Genomic DNA, 22,284 nt, shown 5'->3' with positions numbered 1-22,284 from the left:
CCCTTCCTTTACACAAGGAAGGCTGGATGGTTTCTACTAATTCTAAATATCTACCACATAACAAGGCAAGTTCTAGCACCACAAAACCCAATTTATCAAACTAATCTTTACCCACAGACAAAATTGAAAAGCCCTAATTTGTTAAAATGTTTTCAGATTAGTACAATAAAAATTAAAAAAACTAATTTGTCTATGGTTTTATTACTGACAATTTTATTTAATACTTATTAATTCAAAATCACCACAATATAATTTAGATATAGGGCGAAAAGCAGCCACACCAAATAAGGGATTTGGAGATAACTTGCAGTTTTATTACATTTATAAAAAAGCAAAATCATTCCCACCACCACAAGGATAAGAATTGTCAGCCAACCAAATGACAGTACAAACTGTTCCCCTAAAAAGAAAAACATTGACCACAAAAAGTTAAATACTAACTGCACACCATAAACCAGCAGTCCATACTTTTTATATTTACAATCTGACTCATAAACAAGTGTTGCAGAAATACCCATTAAGAAAAACAGTATTACCCACACAACAGGAAACACCCAATCAGGTGGTGTTAGTGCTGACTGATTAAAATTACTTGAAAAATTTTTGGATGCATTCTTAGTTAAGAACCCTGAAATCTGCCCTATACCAATACTTATAATAAGGCTGATAATGTAATTTTTTATTTTTATCATTTTATTTCCCCACCTATAAAGTGTATATCATTATTATGTGTAAATTTTCAAATTTATTACTACAAAATTTTTATGATAGTATTTCATTTTGCAAAAACTTTTGGTACAATTAGAGTTAATAGGATGTGAAATAATGAATAAAATTTTGAAATTCGATAAGCTAAAATTATTCTTTTACTTTTTAGCAAGTGTTTTTACTGCTAACTGTTACTTGCTGATTAAAAGTGGACAGTTTTCATTTATTATGGTAGCTATTGTTACCTTTTTATATTCAAACATTATGCCTTTAATAGGTAGCACAGTACATACTAAAAGGTTAAAGCTATGTGACCATGGCAGGATATGCTTAACAACATTTGCTTATTCTTGTTTAGTGTCCGTAATTTATCATATTGTATTTATGATTTGGATGATACCTAATGTGGCAAGTTGGACAGACTTTCTGTATAGTGTTTTAGTATGTGTTGTTACACTTTCAATATTATTCTGGAACGGAATTATAAATGTATATTTATTTTCTATTCAACTTGGGATTAAACACAGAGTAATCGGCATTTTGTGTGGGCTAATCCCTATAGCAAACCTATTTGCTTTGGGCAAAATTGTAAAGGTTGTTAAGGATGAAGTTGTTACAGAAGAAAACAAATACCTACTAAATGAAAGTAGAAAAGATAAAGAAATTTGCCGTACCAAGTACCCTATTTTGTTTGTACACGGTGTGTTCTTTAGAGATTTTAAGAACTTTAATTATTGGGGCAGAATTCCTAATGAATTAGAGAAAAACGGTTGTAAAGTCTACTACGGCAACCATCAATCAGCTTTATCTGTAAAAGACAGTGCAAAGGAATTAGCAGAAAGAATCAGAACTATTGTAGCTGAAACTAACTGCAAAAAGGTAAATATTATTGCTCATTCTAAAGGTGGTCTTGATGTTAGATATGCTATTGCTAAAGAAAATATCGGTGAAATGGTAGCATCCCTCACTACAATCAACACACCACATAAAGGCTGTGAATTTGCCGACTACCTACTGACTAAAGTGCCTAAGTCGATTCAAAACAAAATTGCAACTACATACAACACTTCACTAAGACAACTTGGTGACAAAAATCCTGACTTTATGGCATCGGTTAATGACTTAACTGCAAGTGGTGTTAAAGCTATTAATGAGGATATTGGTGAAGAACACCTTGATAATATTTACTGTCAAAGCTTTGGCTCAATACTTAACAAAGCTACAAGTGGTAAATTCCCACTTAATCTTTCCTACCATTTGGTTAAATATTTTGATGGTAAAAATGACGGTTTGGTTTCTATAAAATCATTTCCTTGGGGTGAAAACTATACTCTACTAACCGTTAAAGGCAACAGAGGTATTTCTCACGGCGATATGATTGACCTTAATAGAGAAAATATTAAGGGTTTTGATGTAAGAGAATTTTATGTTCAACTTGTAAGTGACCTAAAAAACAGAAACTTATAATGGAGGTAACTATGAATAGAGGAAATATATTTCACAGAAGTTTCGGCAATCAGTGTTATGCACTTGATGAAAACAGACTAAAAATTTCACTGACTACCGGTGATGATATTGAGAAAGTTTATATTTGTTACGGCGATCCATTTGATGCCGGTATTATGGGTGGTCAAGAAGTATGGGAAGGTACTAAGGAAGAAATTAAAACCTATATGACACTTGACCACAACAGAATTTGGAATGTAGTTGTTGAACCTAAACATAAAAGGCTGAGATACTACTTTATTGTTGAGGACAGTAAGGAAAGTTTATGTTTCCTAGAGGATGGTCTTTTTTCTAAAGAAGAATTAAAAAGTCTTATGCTACCTAGTTACTTTGTAATGCCTTGGCTAAACAGTAGTGATGTAAATGTTACTCCTAAATGGGTACAAGACACAGTATGGTATCAGATTTTTCCTGACAGATTTTGCAACGGCAATCCTAGCATTAACCCTGAACATTGCAAAAAGTGGCAAAAAGGCAAAGTAGGTATGGGAGACTTTTATGGTGGTGACATTTACGGTATTAAGGAGAAAATCCCTTACCTAAAGGACCTAGGCATTACCGGTATTTACATTAACCCTATTCTAAAATCATCAACAAACCACAAGTACAATACAGATGATTATGAAGTAATTGACCCTCACTTTGGTGATGACAAAATCTTTAAGGAAACAGTTGAACTTGCACACAAGAATGGCATTAAGGTAATGGTTGATGCTGTATTTAATCATAGTGGTTGTGACCATCCATTCTGGAAAGATGTACAGAAAAACGGTGAAAAGTCAAAGTACAAAGACTGGTATATGGTAAACAAATTTCCTGTAACTAAATCAGGTGACACTAGAGATAATCAGTTCTATTCCTTTGCTTTCACAAAGTATATGCCTAAGCTAAATACAAACAACCCTGAAGTTATTGACTACTTTACAAAGATTTGCAAGAAGTGGATTACTGAATGGAAAATTGACGGTATAAGATTTGATGTAGCAAATGAAGTCAGCCATACATTCCTAAAGCATCTACACAAAGAGTTAAAGGCCATTAAACCTGACATTTATTTAATCGGTGAAATTTGGCATGATTCAATTCAATGGTTAATGGGTGATGAGTTTGACTCTATTATGAACTATCCCCTAACCTTTGGTATCAGAGAATTTTTCTTAAACAAAAATATGCCTAGTGAAAAGCTATTTCAGCATATTAACAGAAGACTTAATATGTATTATGACCAAACAAATAGGGCTATGTTTAACCTATATGACTCTCATGATACACTAAGACTTATTAATTCAGTTGACTTTAACCTTGATATTTACTATCAGCTACTTACAATTCTATTTACAATACAAGGTAGTCCATGTATTTACTACGGTACAGAAGTTGCCTTACCTGGTGGATTTGACCCTGACTGTAGAAGGTGTATGCCTTGGGATGACATTGAGAAAGGTACATACAAAGATATTACAAACAAGGTTAAAGAAATTATCAGCCTAAGGAACAACCATATTGCCACAAAGTCACCTAATATGGAACAGGTTAATAACCCTAACAGTAGAGTTGTTGAGTACATAAAGCATAGCGATAATGAGGACATTAAGGTTATATTTAACTGTAGTGACAGTCCTATTAAAGTAGAAAATGTAGACAACATTCTCTTTGAAAACGGTTACAGTAATAATTCTTTAAAAGAAAATGGTACTTTAGTTTACAAAATCAAATAACAAAAGAAAGAAACCTCTCACCTAACAATAGTTAGATGGGAGGTTTTCTTTATATAAAACAAAACAATAAACACGAAATTAAAATATCAATAATTACAATAATTGTGTTATTAACCCTAAACTTTTCCGACAAAATATGATTCAGTATGACCGAACCTATCAAAATCAAAAATACAGTAATCATAGGTATTTGGTATGATATAGCAGTATTCTTACTTTGTTTAAAAAGAATCAATATTACATTTCCAAGTAATCCGGCAATAATTGCACGAATATAGTTGCCAAGTGTTTGGCAAACCTTTGAAGTTGAAAATTCATCATATAGTGAATAGAAAATGTGGAAAGCTCCACAAGAAACACCGATTGCAATTCCACCACCGGCGATAGCCATAAAAATACTGCCAATGTAATTACCAAAGAAATCCAAACCAAAGTAATAACCGACACAAGACAAGGTTTTACCAAGGATTGAACCCGGAAGAATATTTACTACTGAAACAATGTTGTTGTAGAAAGTATCTTCACTGACCATATCATCAACAAAAAGCCCATCAGCAATTACGAGGTAGGCATCTCCACCACCAAAGGACATTAGTACAGAAGCAATACTTCTAAATGCGAATACAAATGAATGTAGGTCAAGCATTATTATAGGGCATATTACTAAAAATAAAAAAACCACCCAATACCCTAAGTCAGAAAGTGTATCTTTGATTTTTATATTATTTCTTTTAAAGAAATTAAACTTTCTAAAAGCAAAGATAAGTACCATTACTATCATTATAATATCAACTGTAGCAGTAATTTGTGATATGTACTTATGGTCAAAGCCACCATGCTCAAAAAGATAAACACCTGAAATTACAACTGAAACAGTTTGCAAGATTTTGTTACCGGTTGCCTTAATACATATGATTAAGAAAAATGCAGTTAAAAGAATGTAAACTGTTGATACGGAGATTATGTAGTCACCCTTAAGTCCAAGTAACTTAAATAAACTTTTGCCACCTGACAGTACAAAGACTGCTATCATAACGAAAAGTGACCGATTAAATCGCCTTTTCCCTTTAGTCTTATTCTCTGCAAAAATACTTTTCACATAATTTATCAGCAGGTAAATAATAAATGCCGACACACCAACAGTCAAACACTTTACTACAGGTGCAATCATTTCTTGCAAAGCTGACAACAAGGTTATTAGCAAAAGTGATGCAATAATTCCCGGTAAAGCCATCATAACTCCACCAAGAATCATACCCTTTTTACCAAAGTTTCTTTTACCTATTGAGGAAGCAATTTCTATGGGCAAAGCACCCGGTGTTAGACTTGCTACAATAATATCTTTATCGAAATTTTCTTTGGTATCAAGTTTATTTTCTCCAACAAAAACATCTTCAAAAATCGGTATTAATGCACTTCCACCACCAAAGCCAAGACAACCTATCTTTAAGATATTTAATAAAAAAGCAGAAAACTTCATATTACTTTTTCCTTAAAGCACCTTTAACTTTGTTGTAGAAAGATTTAATAGGATGCTTTAGTAAATATCTTGTTTCTCTTGAGTAGGATTTTTCTTTATTTAATTTTTCATTAATGTTCTTTATTTGATTATTTATTTTATTAAGTTCTTTTTTCAGTTGTTTATTTTCTTTATAAACACTATCAATAGTGTTTACGAAAAAGAGAATTAGCTCCTCATTATAATTCTTATCGTTATAATCCCAAGCAGTTGTTTCCTTGTATGTGTAGTCAAAAAGTGGTTTACCGTCACCGATATATTCATCAACAATACTTTCATTACTGTCAACAAATTGTTCCATAAAGTCCTTCACTTCATCTGTTGACATAAGGGAAGTATTGCTTTCAGGAAGCACTTCTTCACATTCCTTTAATATTTTAATCAGTTTATTGTTATCAGCCATAGTTATTGGCTTTAATCTGTTAAGTACTCTCTTGATTTCGCCTGATTGAACAGAAATACCTGTATTTGCAGTTTCGTTAAGTTGCTGAAAACTGTCATCAACCTTTACACCTAAGATATGCAGAAAGTCTTGGTTAAGGTCACCGTTATAAAAATAATTTCTGTCAAATCTTTTTACAATCACATTTTTTTTAGAAATACTTTTTGCTATGTTATCAATTCTTTCACGATAATCCATAACACATTTAAATCTACCATTCATATCGGCAAAGTATTCATCAAAGCTCTGTGTACTTGCAATAAAGTCAGTCTTTAGCTTTTGGTTATATCGTGACATCATAAACTGGTCTTGTCGTCTTAGATACACAATAACCTTTATCTGATAGTTATGCTGTTCACTATGCTTTTTAAGGTCCTTCCACAAGCCTTTTCTTCTTGTAGAAGTTGCCCACCAAATACTTTCATCAGAAAGTAAAATAGTGTCATAGTCCTTAAAGCAATCAACAATATACTGCAGTTCACTGTTAAAAACTTGCTTTTCTTTTTCCTTATTTCTAGTACCGTTTTCTTTAATTGTACCGGTTAAGAAGTAACCGTTTCTGTTAACACTTTTTCTCTCATAATGATAGTGCATTATAGGATACAGAACACCTTGTTCCTTTAGCTTTTCCCTATTTAATCCACAAAAGTTCTGAATAGATGTTGTACCGGTTTTGGGAGTACCAATATGTATATATAATGTTTTCATACTGCACCTCACAAAAACCTTTCAAGTTGCTTCATAACTAAATCAACTGACTCATTAAGTGAACGGTTAGTAGTATCTACTGTAATTGAAGGGTTTTCCGGTTCTTCATAAGGACTTGAAATACCTGTAAATTCCTTAATAACACCATCTCTTGCCTTTTTATAAAGACCTTTAATATCCCTTTTTTCACATTCTTCAAGAGGTGTACTTACAAAAACTTCGATATAATCTTCACCGATAATTTTGTTAGCATTTCTTCTATCTTTTCTAAAAGGTGAGATAAAAGCAGTTAGCACAATAAGCCCTGCGTCATTCATCAATTTTGCAGTTTCTGCAATCCGTCTGATATTCTCTACCCTATCTTCATCACTAAATCCTAGGTTGTTGTTAAGACCCATTCTTACATTGTCACCGTCAAGTAACATTGTATGTTTACCCATAGAAACAAGTCTTTTCTCAACTTCATTAGCTAATGTTGATTTACCTGAACCTGAAAGTCCTGTAAACCAAATTGTCCTAGCCTTTTGATTTAGTGATTTTTCTCTAATTTCTTTTGAAATGTCTGTTTTCTGCCACACTAAATTTTTCTCTTTAGCAATAGTAGCAGAACCCTCTGCTAAGTTGTTTTCCATAAATCATATTCCTTAAATCCCTAATATTTTGATGCATACTTAGCACCATAACGGGTCTTATTATAAAATCAATTCCTTGAAATAATATTGAAAATACTTTATAATTTATTTAAGATATTACAAATTTCTACATTAGGAGAACATTATGCGAATATTAATTGTAGAGGATTCCTACAGTCTTGCTGACACATTACAAACTGCACTAAAAAATGAAAACTACATTGTTGATGCAGTTTTTGATGGTTCAGACGGCTATGAATACGGTAGGACAGGAATATACGATATTATTATTCTTGACCTTATGCTACCTAAGATGGACGGTTATCAGGTTATTAAGAAATTAAAGGATGAAAAGGTATATACACCTATTTTGATTTTATCTGCAAAGTCCGAACTTGATGACAAGGTTAAGGGCTTTGAAGTTGGAGCTGATGACTACCTTACAAAGCCATTTGAAATTAAGGAACTGATAATGAGGGTAAATGCTATTGTTAAGAGAAATTATAACTTGCAAAGTCAAAACCTAACTTGTAACAATATGTCCCTTGATTTAAAAGGTTGCAAAATGATAAACACAGATACAGGAAAGTCAATCAGAATTTCCGGCAAAGAACTTCAACTGTTGGAAATGTTACTGTACAACCAAAGGCAAGTACTGACTAAGGAACAAATTACAGAGAAAATCTGGGGTTATGAGTCTAATGCCGAATACAACAATGTTGAGGTATATATTTCATTTATCAGAAGAAAGCTAAAGCAACTTAACTGTAATTGCACTATTAATTCCATCCGAGGTGTTGGATATTCTTTGGAGGGATAAATGAAAAATAAACAACAAAAAAGAATTTTCATAGTGCTAATGATTATCTTCACTATCACATTAGTCAGTATACTTGTTGCCGTTAATATAATTAATGTAAATTCCAGCTTTAGACAACAAAGAAGAATGATTAGAGATGATATTGGTTTTTACGGTATAGAGGCTTTTTGTGGCAATGATAATCAGAAGATAAAAAGGCAAGAATATGACTATAGCACTTCTGTTGTATTGAAAAACAAAACTATAATGGTTCTTTCAAACAGTCTTAAAGAAACTACCGATAAAGATATTCTCAGTATGACTCAAAAACTTCAGAAAAGTGGAAAAAGATTCGGTTCGATTGACGATTATATTTATCTTGTAAGAATCTTAAAAAGTGGCAACACAGTTTATATTTTTGTTAACAACAAAGAGGCATTGCAAAATTCAAAGCAATTCTTTATTGTATCAATCTTTATTTTCTTGTTATCAGTAATTGTATTTACAATAATTTCTTACTACCTATCAAGGTGGATGATTAAACCATCGGAAAAGTCAATTAAAAACCAGAAAATATTTGTTGCTAATATCAGTCACGACCTAAAAACACCTATCACAATTATTAGGGCAAATGCTGACTTGATAGAAAATGAAGTAAAGAACAAGAAAAGCATAAAGTACATTAAGCAAGAAACAGAAAAGCTAAATCACCTTGTAAATGAAATGCTGACACTTACTAGGATTGACAACACAATAAGTAAAGAGAATTTCAAAAGCTTTAACTTTGGGGATTCTTTGTTTGATGTTGTACTGCCATTTGAAAGTATTGCGTATGAAAAGGGTATTAGATTTAATATTAATATTGATGAAGTTACAGACTATTTTGGTGATGAAAGCAATATTCAAAAGTTGGCAGAAATCTTAATTGACAATGCAATGAGCTATACGGCTAAAGGTGGAATAGTTGATGTTGATGCCTATGAAAATTCAAAGGCAGTTACACTTTCCGTAACTAATACAGGTGAACCTATCAGTGATGAAAAGAAAGTTGAAATCTTTGATAGATTTTACAGAGAAAGTAAATCAAGAGAAAGAACCGGCAACCACTACGGTTTGGGACTTTCTATTGCAAATACTATTGTTAAAAAACATAACGGTAAAATAACTGTTGAAAGTAAAAACGGCAAAAACACATTTACCGTTATATTGCCAAAATAAATCCATACATAGAAAAAGAACCTTGATGGAATTACCACCAAGGTTCTTTTATATTAATTAGGATTATTCATCATATAGATTAGTTGATAGGTATCTTTCGCCACCATCAGGGAAGATAACAACAATGTTCTTACCCTTGTTTTCAGGACGAGCTGCTAACTGCTTACCTGCCCATAGAGCTGCACCTGAAGAAATACCGATTAGGAAGCCTTCCTGTTTAGCTGCTTTTCTTGCAGTTAAGATAGCCTCATCATTAGGTACTGCAATGATTTCATCATAAATATCCTTATCGAGAGTTTCAGGTACAAAGTTAGCACCGATACCCTGAATCTTATGAGGACCGGCCTGACCCTTTGATAGTAGTGGAGAAGTTTCAGGTTCTACTGCAATAACCTTAACATTAGGATTCTGTTCCTTTAGGTACTTACCTACACCTGAAAGTGTACCACCTGTACCAACACCTGCTACAAAGTAGTCAACCTTGCCTTCTGTATCAGCCCAAATTTCAGGACCTGTTGTATCATAGTGCATCTTAGGGTTAATTGGGTTAGTGAACTGACCGGCAATAATGCTGTTTGGAATTTCCTTAGAAAGTTCTTCAGCCTTGTCTGATGCACCCTTCATACCCTTGCTACCTTCTGTTAGTACAAGTTCTGCACCGTAAGCCTTAATAAGCATCTTTCTTTCGTTAGACATTGTTTCAGGCATTACGATAATTGTTCTGTAGCCTTTAGCAGTTGCAACGGAAGCAAGACCGATACCTGTGTTACCACTTGTAGGTTCGATAATAACTGAACCTTTCTTTAGTCTGCCTGTCTTTTCTGCATCTTCAATAATAGCCTTAGCTACCCGATCCTTAACACTACCGGCTGGGTTAAATGATTCCAGCTTAGCTAGTAGTGTTGCCTGAATATTTTCTTCTGCTTCAATATGTGTAAGTTCCAGTAGTGGTGTGTTACCAACTAGTTCTGTAATTGATTTCTTAATTGCCATTGTTAGTTACCTCCCATTACTTAATTGCTGCAAAGCCTTTTTCAAGGTCAGTGATAATATCGTCAATGTTTTCAATACCGATTGATAGTCTTACTGTGTTTCTATAGATACCTGCACCGGCAAGTTCTTCATCATTCATCTGAGCATGAGTTGTGCTTGCAGGGTGGATTACGAGTGACTTAGCGTCAGCTACATTAGCTAGTAGTGAGAATAGTTCTAGGTGGTCGATAAAGTCCTTAGTCTTCTGTTCGTCACCCTTTACTTCAAATGTAAAGATTGAACCACCACCGTTAGGGAAGTACTTCTTATATAGTTCCTGCTGAGATGGGTCATCAGAAACTGATGGATGGTGAACCTTTTCTACTAGTGGATGGTTGTTTAGGAACTGTACAACCTTTAGTGCATTTTCAACATGTCTTTCAACTCTTAGTGAAAGTGTTTCAAGACCCTGTAGGAAGATAAATGCGTGGATTGGTGAAAGTGTAGCACCTGTATCACGAAGTAGTAAAGCTCTAATCTTTGTTACGAATGCTGCAGCACCTACATCTTCTGAGAAGCTAACACCATGGTAACTTGGGTTTGGAGCAACTAATGATTCAAACTTGCCTGATGCCTTCCAATCGAACTTACCACCATCAACAATAACACCACCGATTGTTGTACCGTGACCACCGATAAACTTAGTTGCTGAATGAACAACAACATCAGCACCGTATTCAATAGGTCTTACTAGGTAAGGTGTAGCGAATGTGTTATCAACGATTAGTGGAATGTTGTGCTTATGAGCAATCTTTGCAACTGCTTCAATATCAACAACATCGGAATTTGGATTACCAAGTGTTTCAATGAAAACAAGCTTTGTGTTGTCCTTAATTGCATTTTCGATTTCATCAAAATCAAATGGATTAACGAAAGTTGTTTCGATACCGTATTCAGGTAGTGTGTGTTCAAGTAGGTTGTATGTACCACCGTAAATGTTCTTAGCAGCAACAACATGGTCACCGTTAGATGTGATGTTAGCGATTGAGTAGTAAACTGCTGCTGCACCTGAAGCAACTGCCAGAGCAGCTACACCACCTTCAAGAGCTGCAATTCTCTTTTCGAAGATTTCCTGTGTTGGGTTAGTAAGTCTGCCGTAAATGTTACCTGCATCTTCAAGACCGAATCTTGCTGCTGCATGATCGCAGTTCTTAAATACAAATGAAGAAGTCTGGTAGATTGGAACTGCTCTTGAATCTGTAACTGGGTCCGGAGCTTCCTGACCTACATGTAGCTGAAGTGTTTCGAATTTATAATTATTGTTTGACATAATTGTTTCTCCTTTAAATAAAAAATACATTTTAATGTTAGTTAGTTTCTGTTAAGTTTTGTGAGTTATTACAGCAACAACATCGTCCACTGCCATAATTTATTCTGTTGTAAAAATAAAATTTTTCAGACATAAATTTTTACCTCATTTCTTAATTACACATTTCCTATCTGTTTAGTGTGATTTGAATATATCATATTATTTCTGACTTGTCAATAGTATTTTTAAAATTTCTTAAAAAAAATTACCACCCAATATTTTTGGATGGTAATTACAGATTTATTATTCTTTAATTGAATTATTTATTAATATCCACAACAACATATTCAGCTACACAACCGGTCTTAAACTTAATTGACCAGTCCCCTATTCCCGAACTGACAATAAAGTCTGTGTTCTTTTCTCTTTCGTAGCCATATGTTTTGTCATTCATACCCAGCCATTCACCTGAATATGTAATAGGAATTAACTGTCCACCATGAGTATGACCTGATAGTACCAGGTCGACATTGGCATTCTTTTCTTCCTTATAGTGGTTAGGCTGATGGTCCAGCATAATTATATACTTATTGCAATCAAGGTTCTTTACAAGGTCATTAGCACTTGCTCTTGTGCCACCCTTTTCTACCTCAGAATAATCCTGTCTGCCTACAATATAGAACTTATTATTTAGAAGTACACTTTCATCCTCCAGAACCTTAACGCCGTTTTTCCTTAGTTCTTTTGCTAAATCATTACCGTCATAGCCTCTGTATTCTTTGCCGTAGTAACCCTTATCGTGATTACCGTAAACAAAATACACACCGTACTTTGTCTTGAACTTACTTAGTGCTTTACAAGACTGTATCATATCTTCCTTAGAAGTATCATCATCAACAAAGTCACCTGTAATAACTACCACATCGGGATTTTCTTTATTCATAGTATCAACATACTGAGAAAATTCTTTATAGTGAAATGTTGCACCGATATGAGAGTCTGAAAGTTGCACAATACGAAGTGAATTCATATCTTTCTCGGTAGTTAAGTTATAATCTGTAGCCACCACATTATGAGCAAAATACCAACCGAATGTTAGATATACTGCTGTAAGTACCATAGCGATTATACCTTGGAAATAAAATTTAAAAGGCTTTTTCCTACACTTTTTAATAATAAAGAAAATAAAGTCAACAATAAGCCAAATCACAACTAAATGCATCAACACAATAATACTGTTCATCATATTCATTGTTATAGTTAAAACAGTAAACATAACAAGAATAATTATGATAGAAAGTAAAATTGTGAGAAATTTCTTGTTCATTGTGATTTTCTTCATAAATCTAAATTTATAAAATCTGCTGATTAAATACACAAAACAGGCTACTGCAAAAAGCAGTACACAGCCAAATATTAAGCCCCACATAATAAACTCCTTTTCTGCAAAAAATCTTTAGATAAAATCATAACAAAATAAGACACATTTTGCAATAAAAAAATCTTTTTAAAAATTTTACTGCTACACAAAAGAGTTATGGCTGTGATAGAGGGTATCACAGCCATGGAAGGGTATAAAAACAAATCATCGTTGTACATAAAGTTAATAAACAATTCAAATGTTCCATTTCATTATAATATAAAAACAACTTTTGTAAATAAAAATGGTAAAAACAATTGTTTTTCTGTCCTAAACATTTTTACAGTATTTAACTGTTTATTTAATCTTTAAAGTACACTTAGCCCTTTTCTTACCATCTTTTGTAGTAACTATAATTGTAGCTTTTCCTGCTTTTTTAGCAGTAACTTTGCCTTTGCTATTTACTGTTGCAACCTTTTTATTAGTTGAAGTAAATGTAACTGCTTTCATATTTGCATTAGTAGGAAGTACAGTAGCCTTTAAAGTAAAGGACTTACCTTTCTTTATAGTTTTACTTTTTGCAGAAAGTTTAACTGACACTACCTTCTGTACAACTGTTACTTTACAAGTAGCTTTTACTTTGCTATCTGCTAAGGAGGTTGCTGATGCAATAAGCACATTACTACAAAGTAAAGCAACAGTTAAAATGCCACAAAATAAAATTAATAGTTTTTTCCTCATAAACTACACCTCCTTATTTCTCATATCCCACAATTACATTGTTGTCATTATCAAACTTAATCTCAATATTCTTAGTTACACTTTCACCGTTTTTGTAATGAAGTGTAATTACAACTGTATCTGAGAAATATTTATTGCCACTTGCATTTTCTCTTGATGCACTGTTTGAAGTAGAAATATTTGCTGAACTACTTGCATTAGACATTGCTTCACTTGCATTTTTCTCAGAAACTATCCATCCTAAGTCATTGATATTTTGTAGTTTCAACTTTTGATAATTACTGTTAAATTCCGTTGTAAGATTATCCTCATCATCAGCATAGGTACAAATAATAGAATTATCATTTTCTGAAGAAACATCTATATAATCAATTTCACTGCCTTTAATATTAAAATATAAAGAGTTAATTGATATTGTATTTCCACCATCCTTTGAGATAATCTGTACACCATTATTCTCTAAAGGAATAATAGTATCTTTCTCAGTAATTTTATATTCTTTATTTTCTTTTTTCTCTTTATCATCAGACAAAGAAACTGTAATTGAACTGTTGTCCAACTTTTTATCCTTTTTATTCTGTGTTAATGATGAATTTTGTAGGACTATTGCCAACAAAATAACTATCACTACTGATGCTACAAGTACAATTGCTCTTTTAAAGGTAATAACTTTATTTTGACTTTGTGGTTTAGTAGCGTTATCAGTAGAATTATTTTCTTTTTTCATTAAAGCAATAATTTCTTCTTTTCTTTCATCACTAACAGTAACTTTATCATAAGAATTTTTGTATTTATCAAAATCAAAATTACTCATTATTATCCTCCTTTTCTAAGATTTCTTTCAACATATTTCTACCACGAGATAACCTTGACCTAACACCTGACCTTGTAATACCGAGAATTTTCGATATTTCTTCAACGGTAAGTTGTTGATAATAATACAGGTGGATAGGTACTTTATACTTTTCCGGTAACTTCATTACACTGCCTATTGTTTCATCAATTTCATTACTGAAAGAAATATAGCTTTCTGAAATTTCACTAATGGAAACTGTATGTTTCTTATAGCTTTCAGTTGCCTTACTTTTGCTACAATTTATTGTTACCTTTATAAGCCAATGCTTTATGTGTTCTTTGCTTTTTATTTTACTCTTGCTTTTAACAAGCCTTAAGAAAACATCTTGCATCACATCATTTGCATCATCTATGTTGCACAATATGTTTAGGGCAATTCTGTAAACCATATCCGAATATGTATTGACAACTACTTCTATTAAATTGTCATCAAAAATAAAACCTTTTTCACTGTGTTTATAAACTTTATCACTGTGCTTTCCTTCACTATGACTATAGCTTTTACCTTTGTATGTATTAGCTTTGTGACTATGCTTTTTATCATTATTCTTATAGATTTCATCAATATCTATATAGTCTTTTTCGTCACTATTTTTATGATCTTTGTCACTTTGTTTTTCTTCTCTAATTTTATAGTTTTTATTGTTATTTTTATATATTACTTCACTATTTTCATAGTTGTTGCTATGGTTATAAACTTTTTCTTTGTGACTTTGAACTTTTCCACTATACTCATAGTCATCATCCACAAATTTATCAGCGCTGGTTTTATATGCAAATCTATGGTCCACATTATCCCCCCTAACTTTAAATTCTGCTATTAATGTTTTACCAACAATTTGCTTTTGGATTAACATTAAATCATCAACTTTATAAGTACTTACATATATAATACCTTATAAACTTCAAAAGTGTTGCAAAATTTTGAAAAATTTATTACTTTTTGTATATGTAATCCTGTATCAAAAATCGGCTCTATAATAAATGTTGGGGTAAGAAAAATAGAGCCTACGAAAAAAATATAAAAAAGTAGAGCATAAATTTGAAAAATCCGTTAAAATGGAATTTCTTATGGTTATCAAAATTTTAATAGATTTCGTAACAGTATTTTACATATGTTTTCACTACAAAAGCAAAAACAAGTGATAGCATAATACTATCACTTGTCTATCTAATCTATTTCATTTTAGTGGATTTACCCCAACTATTGACATAGAGCCATTATTTAATAATTTTCTTTTTTATAGCATTAAGTTTTTCAGCTACATAATTATCCCAAAATTTAAAAAACGGTTTTTCAAAACAATATATTCTAATTTTGTCAATAATAATACAAATTATAAAAATTGCAACTACACATAAAATTGAATAGACAAAGAAAAAATTACTATTATAACTACCTACAATATTACAAATATCTTTCCATAAGAATTGTCTCATAGTATTACTATTTGCATGTATTAGTAATACACCAAAAGTAGAAGATGCAATAAAATTAATTACTTTATTGTATTTTATATTCATATTTTTAAATAGCATAAACAAACACACAGATAAAGTAAAAGCAAATATTTTATTTGAATCAGATAAAAAATAATATGGAAAAACATATCTAAAATAATATGTGAATAGTAAACATACTACAATTGACAAAACAGATAAAACTATCATTATAATCGAACTAATTAACCAGAACTGCTTATTACTAAATATCGAAAAATCATACATTCTAATAAATGATGAAACAAAATATAAAACAATAAACCAAGATAAATAATTCATTCCCACATCTATTTTTGGGATACTACCCAGTATAACATAAATAAATATGCATAGAACCAACAAAGTTATATGTACTTTCTGATTAATATTTTTTATTAACAAATTCAAAAACGGAATAAATAGATAAAATACTAAGAAAGCACTCGTAAAACCATCAGTAACATTTTTAACTACAAATAGACTCTTTAAAAGCAAAAAGAGTGAATACCCCGGATATCTAAACAACAAAAATATACTACCTATAACTATATTATAAAATAATATCTCAGCCAACAATTTTACGAACTTGCGAATTGTTATATTAGATTTACACATAAAGTAACCTGTTATTAAGACAAAACAATTAATTCCAGTTTTTCCCCAGGCCCCAAATACATATGCAAACATCGATTTGGCATTTAAGCCACTAGCGCCCAATATATCAAATAAACCTGAGTTAACCACAAAATGATGTGCTACAATTACTAACATTGTAATAATTCTAAAAAGTTCAATATTGGAATCTCTTTTTGAATTTAATTTTATATTGCTCCCCATAATACCCCTCAATAACTATATATTTAAAATAATATCGCAAATTCTATCCACATCTTCAAGTGATAAATCTGCATACAACGGCAAAGTCAACACTCTTTGGCTAATATGTAATGCCACAGGCGTATCATCAACATTATACTTACCATTAAAACAATCAAACATATTTGTAAGTGGATAGAAGTATTTTCTAGCATTAATATCATTCTCTGCTAATCGGTCACAAACTTCGTTTCTTGTAGCGCCAAATACATTTTCATCAAATACTACCGGAAAATAAGCATAATTAGACTGTACATTCTCTTGAATAGGAGAAAGTTTAATACCATTAACATTACCTAATCTTTCTCTGTATCTTTCTACAACCTTTTTACGCTTAGCAATTTCTTCATCAATATGACGCAAATTACATATGCCCATAGCTGCTGAAAATTCATTCATTTTAGCATTTGCACCAACTGCATCAACTACTTCAGGACCTCTAATTCCAAAATTCTTTAATCTATATAACTCAAGACCAAACTCCGGATTTTTAAAGCAAGCAGCTCCACCCTCAATTGTGTTAAATACTTTTGTAGCATGAAAGCTAAAGCAAGAAACATCCCCGAAAGTACCAATACCTTTTCCTTTGTACTTTTCACCAAATGTATGGGCAGCATCGTAAATAACCTTTAGCCCATATTTATCGGCAATACGCTGAATCTCTTCAACATTACAAATATTTCCATACACATGAACCGGCATAATGGCACAAGTTCTGTCTGTAATTAAACTTTCAATTTTGCTAACATCAATAGTGTAATCATCAGGATTAATGTCACAAAAAACCGGTTCTAATCTATTTCTCACTATTGCATGAGTAGTAGAGGCGAAAGTAAACGGTGTAGTAATTACCTCTCCTTGCATTTTTAATGCTTGTAAAGAAAGTTCAAGTGACATATGACCATTCACAAACAAGTCAATGTTCTCTACACCTAAATATTCTTTTAAATCTGCCTGCAACTTTTTATGTTTAGGACCCATATTAGTTAGCCAATGTGAATCCCAAATTTCCTTTATTTCTTCTATGTATTCGTCAAAATCTGGCATAGAAGAACGAGTAACGAGAATACTCATAATAAATACCTCTTAAAATCTTCCAAGTTCCTTTTCTTTTTTCATATCATAAAGCATATCCAAATAACTATATTTAGGTTCATAACCCAATTCATCTTTTGCATTTGAAATATCCATTATATATTGAGGAGCATTAGGTTTATCCGGTCTAAAAACGATATTTGACTTTTTGTTATCATCAAACACCTCAACTATTCCCTCAATTTGATCTTGCAAAGATGTTCCTATACCCGTACCTACATTATAATAGCCTCTATCACGCTGAACAAAAAGAGCTTTATATAACATTTGACAAAAGTCTTTTACATATACCATATCTTTCTGTCTTGTTGGATCTCCCCATACTTCAACATTTTTTCCATCAATAGCATTATCTATAATAGTTCTGTAACCAATTTTATGTACGACTCCATCTACATAATAGCTATCATTTTGAGACCAAAGATAAATAGTAGGTAATCTAAAAATAAATCTCTTAATACCATACATTTGATGATAATTTTCTATCATATCAACTGCAAAATTTTTGCTCATTACATATATAGTATGATCAGTAGTAAAACTAAATTTTCTTGGTAAATCAAAAGATAATCTTATATTATTTTCAGCATAATCTTTTATATCTCCAAAACTTTGAGCAAACAATATTCTATCAACTTTGTTTTCTCTACAAAACTCTAATATATTCAATGTGCCTGTAATATTAACATCTATATATTTTTGAGGATCATAGCCTTTCATTCTTGCTGGCATCATTCCAGCAAGATGAATTACACCAAACACATCTTTGGGTAAGTTTTTAAATTGTTCTTTTTTTCTTATATCAATCTGATGGTATTCAATACCAATATCAGAAAAATATGAGATATTCTTCGTACCTAAAGCAATTAATTTATATTCTTTTCCGCTGTAATGATCCAAGAAATAGTTTACAAAGTATTTACCAGTATCACCACTAGCGCCAAAAACCAATATATTTTTCATTATTAACTCCTAAACATTACAACAGTTCTATTTTAAGCCATTTGTTAGTCTTGTCAGTAATACTATCTAATTCTTCTCGACTGTCAAATCGTAGGAACATATCCCCTAAAGACATATTAGCACCAGTAAAAGGCATAACCTTACTACCTTTAGATACACATAAATCTAACACCTTAAGGTGATTGTTCTTTATCTTATCATCAATGTATATTTTATCAAATATACCGCTTTGATTATGTTCAGCGTGGATTACCATTTCACACCAATGGCCATTACACTCTGACTGTTTAACATCTAATAAAGGTAATCCAACAGATTTTCTCACTTCATTTTCAATCAAATTAACTCCAAAAGCTAATTCCTGTATTTCAGCAATTTTACAACCACCACCTCGTGGTGAAACTTCCATTATATACGGTTTACCATCTATACCAACACAAGTTTCTATATTGTAAATACCTGTTGTCAATCCAAGTAAATCAACAAGTCTTTGAATTTCAGAAGTTAAATAATCTTGATGACATTTTTTCATAGATGAAGGCCATATAATCTTTGTAGGAGTATATGGGTTTGCAGCTTCAGTATCAAATAATTGATCAGAATAAGTCATAAATTTAATCATGCCATCAACAACAAAAGGATCAGCGCTTGAATGATAACCATCAAATGTAATAAAATCCTCAATAATAAATGCCCCATTTATTGATGACTTTATTGCCTCGTCAACCGCTTTTGAAAGTTCACCAGGCTCTTCCACGCGATTAACACCTTTACTTCCTGCCGAATCTACAGGCTTTACAATAACAGGCCAATTAAAATAATCCACATCATCAAAAGGTGCTTCCTTATCTAAATATCTTTTTGAATGTGGAACATTAAATCCATTATCCTCAAGATATTTTCTAAAACAACCTTTATCTTGTAATATCTGAGTTGATTCATAAGATGCTTGGAATGGCAAATTCATTTTTTCAGCCACATATGATGCAGTAACAACACCCGGGTCACAAGCAAAAGACATTACACCATCTATTTTGTTTTCTTGAGCTACTTTTAAAACTGCATCCTTCTCTATAATACTTACATTGCAATATCTGTCAGAATACTTATGAGCAATATTATTAGGAAGATAATCACAAGTAATGACATATATTCCTAATTCATGTGCTTTTTTTATAACCGGTAATATATACCTTGAACCACCAAGTAACAATAACTTTTTCATAGTTTTCATCTCATTTCTAAAAGAGTAAAATATTAATTGAAATATTCTTCACATTTCTTAACAAACGATTTTATTTGATTCATAGATTTCTCATTCAAATCTTTATAGAACTGTAGGGCTTTTTCTTGAGTTTCTAATGAAAAATTAATTTCTTCTTTAGAATAACCATATGCTACTCCATAGCATTTCTCATTAGTTGATATATAATCTCTTCTGCTTTTTCCTTCTTCAGGAACAACAATTGAAATACATCCACAAATAGCAGCTATTTTTGAATAAGATGTTTGAGTATCATAACTAATACAATACTCACATTTATTGAATACTTCTACCTTTTCTTTTTCCGGTAAATAATCAATAACAACTCCATCAAATTTCTTTGGTAAATCCGGACGCGATGCACCTTTTCTTACTATATAGCATTTGCCTTTACGCGGTCCATAATTAGTTCTTTTATATAAGTCTAAATCAAAATATGCGATATATAAAGTATTACAATCAGGATTTAATTTTGGATCGTTAAAAACATCTCTAAAAGTAAAAAATAAATCATCTTTTTTGTATCCTATTGTATTTCCATTATCATCTCTATGATAATGTCTATTATAATACAACAACCAACGAACAACCCTTTTTGCATTTAATAAATTACCATTAACAATTTCAGGATAAACCACAATTGTATTTTTCCTTACAAATGGGAAAAATTTATGCCTACACGACTTATAATTTTCATTACGATGATTTTTTAAAAAGTAATATATCTGATAAAAAAACAAGTAAAAAGGCATAATGTACTTGTATTTTCCAGTTGCATTTGTTCTAAATGTAGTAATTACTTTTACATCAATCCCTAATTGCACTAGTCCCTTATACAAAGTTCTTAAAACAATAAATCCACCACACTCTTCATTTGCCGGCATATATATAACATATTTATGTTTTTTCATATACAAATTTCCCCTAATATATCACATAGTTTTGACTTTAGTTTCAAATTTTTGAAAAATAATCTTCAAATAATTTTAATAACCTCTAATTTTTCTAATCAAAGCTTTTGGAATTAACTTTCTCAACACATTTCTGGTTTTTTCTTTAATTTTAGATACAGCTATGTAATATTTTATTTTTTCTTTAATAAACCATAGTTTTGTTTTAAAAGAAAAATTATATTTCAATTTACTTTTATTACAGTATTCAATAAAATTTTTTGGATTGCCCAAGAAATATGGGCCTTCTCCCAAGGACTTAGGATAATTTTTAAATGGTTCTTTATATACATCTATAAAATCAGCCTTTATCTCTCTAAATTGTAATAAAATATAAGGATTTTCATGAAAAATACTTGTTTTATTCAAAACAGTTAATTTCAAATTTTTATTTTTTGAAAACACCACATTTAATGGTATTGTACCATTTATACAAGCAATTTCATCTGCATTATTCCAAATATATATTTGTTCTTCCAATGATAATTTTTCAGGTGCAACGGACACAAAACCGTTTTCGACAAATATATTCTCAAAAAATTCTTCACCAAATTCTGAATATCTCGCCTTTCCTAGACTTCTACGAGAAAAATATACTTTTTTTAAATTTTTAACTCTACTAAAATTAATATTTTCATCTAATGCATTTTTTGTAATTAAATCAAACATTGCAATATGTTTATCTGTATACCATTCACAAGATTTGAAACCCTGAGTAGGGACAAAAACTCTTTTAAATCTGGTAGGTTTCTCAATATGTACTATATGACTTTCATCTATGCCTAGTAATTCAAATAATCTTAAATTATTACCACTGGGATATTCATCACCTACAATGGCAATTTTTACATTTGGACATTTAGATTTTATTTCATCAATACACCAAAATCTTGTTGATAAATCTATTAAAAAATGACCCCAATGTTGAAAAAATACTCCAATATAAATAACATTTTCATCTACATAAGTTTCATTTTTCCAGCTATAGTAACCTCCATGGGTAGCCCATCCACCGTCATAAAGTGAATCACTTATAAAGTTATTATCAGAATCACAAGCTCCTCCTAACCCCCACATAGGACCATTATCAACAATCTTGCTAGGAAGAATAATACCATTGTCATAACTATTAACTTTTGGTTCATTATTTTTAAAATATTTTTCCAT

Annotated in this window: 20 protein-coding genes; 4 read left to right on the top strand and 16 right to left on the bottom strand. The window is 31.4% G+C overall.

What is annotated here, in order from left to right; translation table 11 throughout:
• Nucleotides 1-227: 227 nt before the first annotated feature.
• On the bottom strand, nt 228-692 hold the full coding sequence (locus tag WMO18_RS06310; RefSeq protein ID WP_211148024.1) for a TspO/MBR family protein: 465 nt from the start codon (nt 690-692) through the stop codon (nt 228-230).
• Between the two features lie 133 nt (nt 693-825).
• Here WMO18_RS06310 and WMO18_RS06305 point away from each other — a divergent pair, with 133 nt between their 5' ends.
• Nucleotides 826-2,175, top strand: a complete 1,350-nt coding sequence (locus WMO18_RS06305; RefSeq protein ID WP_248004714.1) for an esterase/lipase family protein — start codon at nt 826-828, stop codon at nt 2,173-2,175.
• Nucleotides 2,176-2,186: 11 nt separating this feature from the next.
• Nucleotides 2,187-3,932, top strand: coding sequence for a glycoside hydrolase family 13 protein (locus tag WMO18_RS06300; RefSeq protein ID WP_367286459.1), 1,746 nt, complete (start codon nt 2,187-2,189; stop codon nt 3,930-3,932).
• A 49-nt stretch (nt 3,933-3,981) separates the two neighbouring features.
• On the opposite strand, the gene WMO18_RS06295 is transcribed toward WMO18_RS06300, so the two are convergent.
• Genes WMO18_RS06295 through cysC form a run of 3 tightly spaced genes read right to left on the bottom strand, consistent with a single transcriptional unit; the run spans nt 3,982 to nt 7,233 of the window.
• Nucleotides 3,982-5,412, bottom strand: coding sequence for a chromate transporter (locus tag WMO18_RS06295; protein WP_367286458.1), 1,431 nt, complete (start codon nt 5,410-5,412; stop codon nt 3,982-3,984).
• A 1-nt stretch (nt 5,413) separates the two neighbouring features.
• Nucleotides 5,414-6,601: a hypothetical protein gene (locus WMO18_RS06290; protein WP_367286457.1), complete on the bottom strand. Its 1,188-nt coding sequence runs from the start codon at nt 6,599-6,601 to the stop codon at nt 5,414-5,416.
• Nucleotides 6,602-6,609: 8 nt separating this feature from the next.
• Nucleotides 6,610-7,233, bottom strand: coding sequence for an adenylyl-sulfate kinase (gene cysC, locus WMO18_RS06285; RefSeq protein WP_022505751.1), 624 nt, complete (start codon nt 7,231-7,233; stop codon nt 6,610-6,612).
• A 145-nt stretch (nt 7,234-7,378) separates the two neighbouring features.
• On the opposite strand from cysC, the gene WMO18_RS06280 reads away from it, so the two are divergent.
• Together WMO18_RS06280 and WMO18_RS06275 are read left to right on the top strand one after the other, a co-directional pair.
• Nucleotides 7,379-8,053: a response regulator transcription factor gene (locus WMO18_RS06280; protein ID WP_367286456.1), complete on the top strand. Its 675-nt coding sequence runs from the start codon at nt 7,379-7,381 to the stop codon at nt 8,051-8,053.
• On the top strand, nt 8,054-9,250 hold the full coding sequence (locus WMO18_RS06275; protein WP_367286455.1) for a sensor histidine kinase: 1,197 nt from the start codon (nt 8,054-8,056) through the stop codon (nt 9,248-9,250).
• Nucleotides 9,251-9,313: 63 nt separating this feature from the next.
• Here the strand turns inward: WMO18_RS06275 and cysK are convergent, their stop codons facing one another.
• The 12 genes from cysK to WMO18_RS06215 all read right to left on the bottom strand — a co-directional run bounded on the left by cysK (nt 9,314) and on the right by WMO18_RS06215 (nt 22,284).
• The gene (cysK, locus tag WMO18_RS06270; protein WP_367286454.1) at nt 9,314-10,243 is read right to left on the bottom strand and encodes a cysteine synthase A; all 930 of its coding nucleotides are present in this window, start codon (nt 10,241-10,243) and stop codon (nt 9,314-9,316) included.
• 16 nt (nt 10,244-10,259) lie between these two features.
• Nucleotides 10,260-11,552, bottom strand: a complete 1,293-nt coding sequence (locus WMO18_RS06265; RefSeq protein ID WP_367286453.1) for an O-acetylhomoserine aminocarboxypropyltransferase/cysteine synthase family protein — start codon at nt 11,550-11,552, stop codon at nt 10,260-10,262.
• A 298-nt stretch (nt 11,553-11,850) separates the two neighbouring features.
• On the bottom strand, nt 11,851-12,960 hold the full coding sequence (locus WMO18_RS06260) for a metallophosphoesterase (protein WP_022505746.1): 1,110 nt from the start codon (nt 12,958-12,960) through the stop codon (nt 11,851-11,853).
• 288 nt (nt 12,961-13,248) lie between these two features.
• Entirely contained in the window at nt 13,249-13,632 is a 384-nt protein-coding gene (locus WMO18_RS06255) for an Ig-like domain-containing protein (protein WP_022505745.1), read from the bottom strand.
• A 13-nt stretch (nt 13,633-13,645) separates the two neighbouring features.
• Entirely contained in the window at nt 13,646-14,446 is an 801-nt protein-coding gene (locus tag WMO18_RS06250) for a hypothetical protein (RefSeq protein WP_022505744.1), read from the bottom strand.
• Nucleotides 14,439-15,278 (bottom strand): RNA polymerase sigma factor, encoded by an 840-nt coding sequence (locus WMO18_RS06245; protein WP_367286452.1) that lies wholly within the window; start codon nt 15,276-15,278, stop codon nt 14,439-14,441. Before WMO18_RS06245 ends, WMO18_RS06250 begins: the two co-directional genes overlap by 8 nt.
• Before the next feature lie 430 nt (nt 15,279-15,708).
• Complete coding sequence (locus tag WMO18_RS06240; RefSeq protein WP_367286451.1) at nt 15,709-16,806, bottom strand: acyltransferase family protein; 1,098 nt, start codon at nt 16,804-16,806, stop codon at nt 15,709-15,711.
• A 15-nt stretch (nt 16,807-16,821) separates the two neighbouring features.
• Nucleotides 16,822-17,919, bottom strand: a complete 1,098-nt coding sequence (locus WMO18_RS06235) for a DegT/DnrJ/EryC1/StrS family aminotransferase (protein WP_211148624.1) — start codon at nt 17,917-17,919, stop codon at nt 16,822-16,824.
• A 12-nt stretch (nt 17,920-17,931) separates the two neighbouring features.
• On the bottom strand, nt 17,932-18,903 hold the full coding sequence (locus WMO18_RS06230) for an NAD-dependent epimerase/dehydratase family protein (protein ID WP_367286450.1): 972 nt from the start codon (nt 18,901-18,903) through the stop codon (nt 17,932-17,934).
• 16 nt (nt 18,904-18,919) lie between these two features.
• On the bottom strand, nt 18,920-20,128 hold the full coding sequence (locus WMO18_RS06225; RefSeq protein ID WP_211148652.1) for an ATP-grasp domain-containing protein: 1,209 nt from the start codon (nt 20,126-20,128) through the stop codon (nt 18,920-18,922).
• A 32-nt stretch (nt 20,129-20,160) separates the two neighbouring features.
• Entirely contained in the window at nt 20,161-21,078 is a 918-nt protein-coding gene (locus tag WMO18_RS06220) for a hypothetical protein (RefSeq protein ID WP_367286449.1), read from the bottom strand.
• A 75-nt stretch (nt 21,079-21,153) separates the two neighbouring features.
• Nucleotides 21,154-22,284 carry a glycosyltransferase family 61 protein gene (locus tag WMO18_RS06215; protein WP_367286448.1) on the bottom strand — a complete coding sequence of 377 codons (1,131 nt, stop codon included), beginning with the start codon at nt 22,282-22,284 and terminating at the stop codon, nt 21,154-21,156.

The organism is Ruminococcoides intestinihominis (assembly GCF_040096285.1).
GTDB classification, from domain to species: Bacteria; Bacillota; Clostridia; order Oscillospirales; family Acutalibacteraceae; genus Ruminococcoides; species Ruminococcoides intestinihominis.
Note: the sequence above shows the minus strand (reverse complement) of the source record. Positions and strands in the feature narration are given on the sequence as shown.

Bases quoted from the DNA above. Each gene is read 5' to 3' on its own strand.
- WMO18_RS06280 (WP_367286456.1), top strand. From the start codon at position 7,379: ATGCGAATATTAATTGTAGAGGATTCCTACAGTCTTGCTGACACATTA.
- cysC (WP_022505751.1), bottom strand. From the start codon at position 7,233: ATGGAAAACAACTTAGCAGAGGGTTCTGCTACTATTGCTAAAGAGAAA.
- cysK (WP_367286454.1), bottom strand. From the start codon at position 10,243: ATGGCAATTAAGAAATCAATTACAGAACTAGTTGGTAACACACCACTA.
- WMO18_RS06290 (WP_367286457.1), bottom strand. From the start codon at position 6,601: ATGAAAACATTATATATACATATTGGTACTCCCAAAACCGGTACAACA.
- WMO18_RS06235 (WP_211148624.1), bottom strand. From the start codon at position 17,919: ATGAGTATTCTCGTTACTCGTTCTTCTATGCCAGATTTTGACGAATAC.
- WMO18_RS06240 (WP_367286451.1), bottom strand. From the start codon at position 16,806: ATGGGGAGCAATATAAAATTAAATTCAAAAAGAGATTCCAATATTGAA.
- WMO18_RS06260 (WP_022505746.1), bottom strand. From the start codon at position 12,960: ATGTGGGGCTTAATATTTGGCTGTGTACTGCTTTTTGCAGTAGCCTGT.
- WMO18_RS06295 (WP_367286458.1), bottom strand. From the start codon at position 5,412: ATGAAGTTTTCTGCTTTTTTATTAAATATCTTAAAGATAGGTTGTCTT.
- WMO18_RS06310 (WP_211148024.1), bottom strand. From the start codon at position 692: ATGATAAAAATAAAAAATTACATTATCAGCCTTATTATAAGTATTGGT.
- WMO18_RS06215 (WP_367286448.1), bottom strand. From the start codon at position 22,284: ATGGAAAAATATTTTAAAAATAATGAACCAAAAGTTAATAGTTATGAC.
- WMO18_RS06220 (WP_367286449.1), bottom strand. From the start codon at position 21,078: ATGAAAAAACATAAATATGTTATATATATGCCGGCAAATGAAGAGTGT.
- WMO18_RS06305 (WP_248004714.1), top strand. From the start codon at position 826: ATGAATAAAATTTTGAAATTCGATAAGCTAAAATTATTCTTTTACTTT.
- WMO18_RS06250 (WP_022505744.1), bottom strand. From the start codon at position 14,446: ATGAGTAATTTTGATTTTGATAAATACAAAAATTCTTATGATAAAGTT.
- WMO18_RS06265 (WP_367286453.1), bottom strand. From the start codon at position 11,552: ATGTCAAACAATAATTATAAATTCGAAACACTTCAGCTACATGTAGGT.
- WMO18_RS06225 (WP_211148652.1), bottom strand. From the start codon at position 20,128: ATGAAAAAGTTATTGTTACTTGGTGGTTCAAGGTATATATTACCGGTT.
- WMO18_RS06300 (WP_367286459.1), top strand. From the start codon at position 2,187: ATGAATAGAGGAAATATATTTCACAGAAGTTTCGGCAATCAGTGTTAT.
- WMO18_RS06275 (WP_367286455.1), top strand. From the start codon at position 8,054: ATGAAAAATAAACAACAAAAAAGAATTTTCATAGTGCTAATGATTATC.
- WMO18_RS06230 (WP_367286450.1), bottom strand. From the start codon at position 18,903: ATGAAAAATATATTGGTTTTTGGCGCTAGTGGTGATACTGGTAAATAC.
- WMO18_RS06255 (WP_022505745.1), bottom strand. From the start codon at position 13,632: ATGAGGAAAAAACTATTAATTTTATTTTGTGGCATTTTAACTGTTGCT.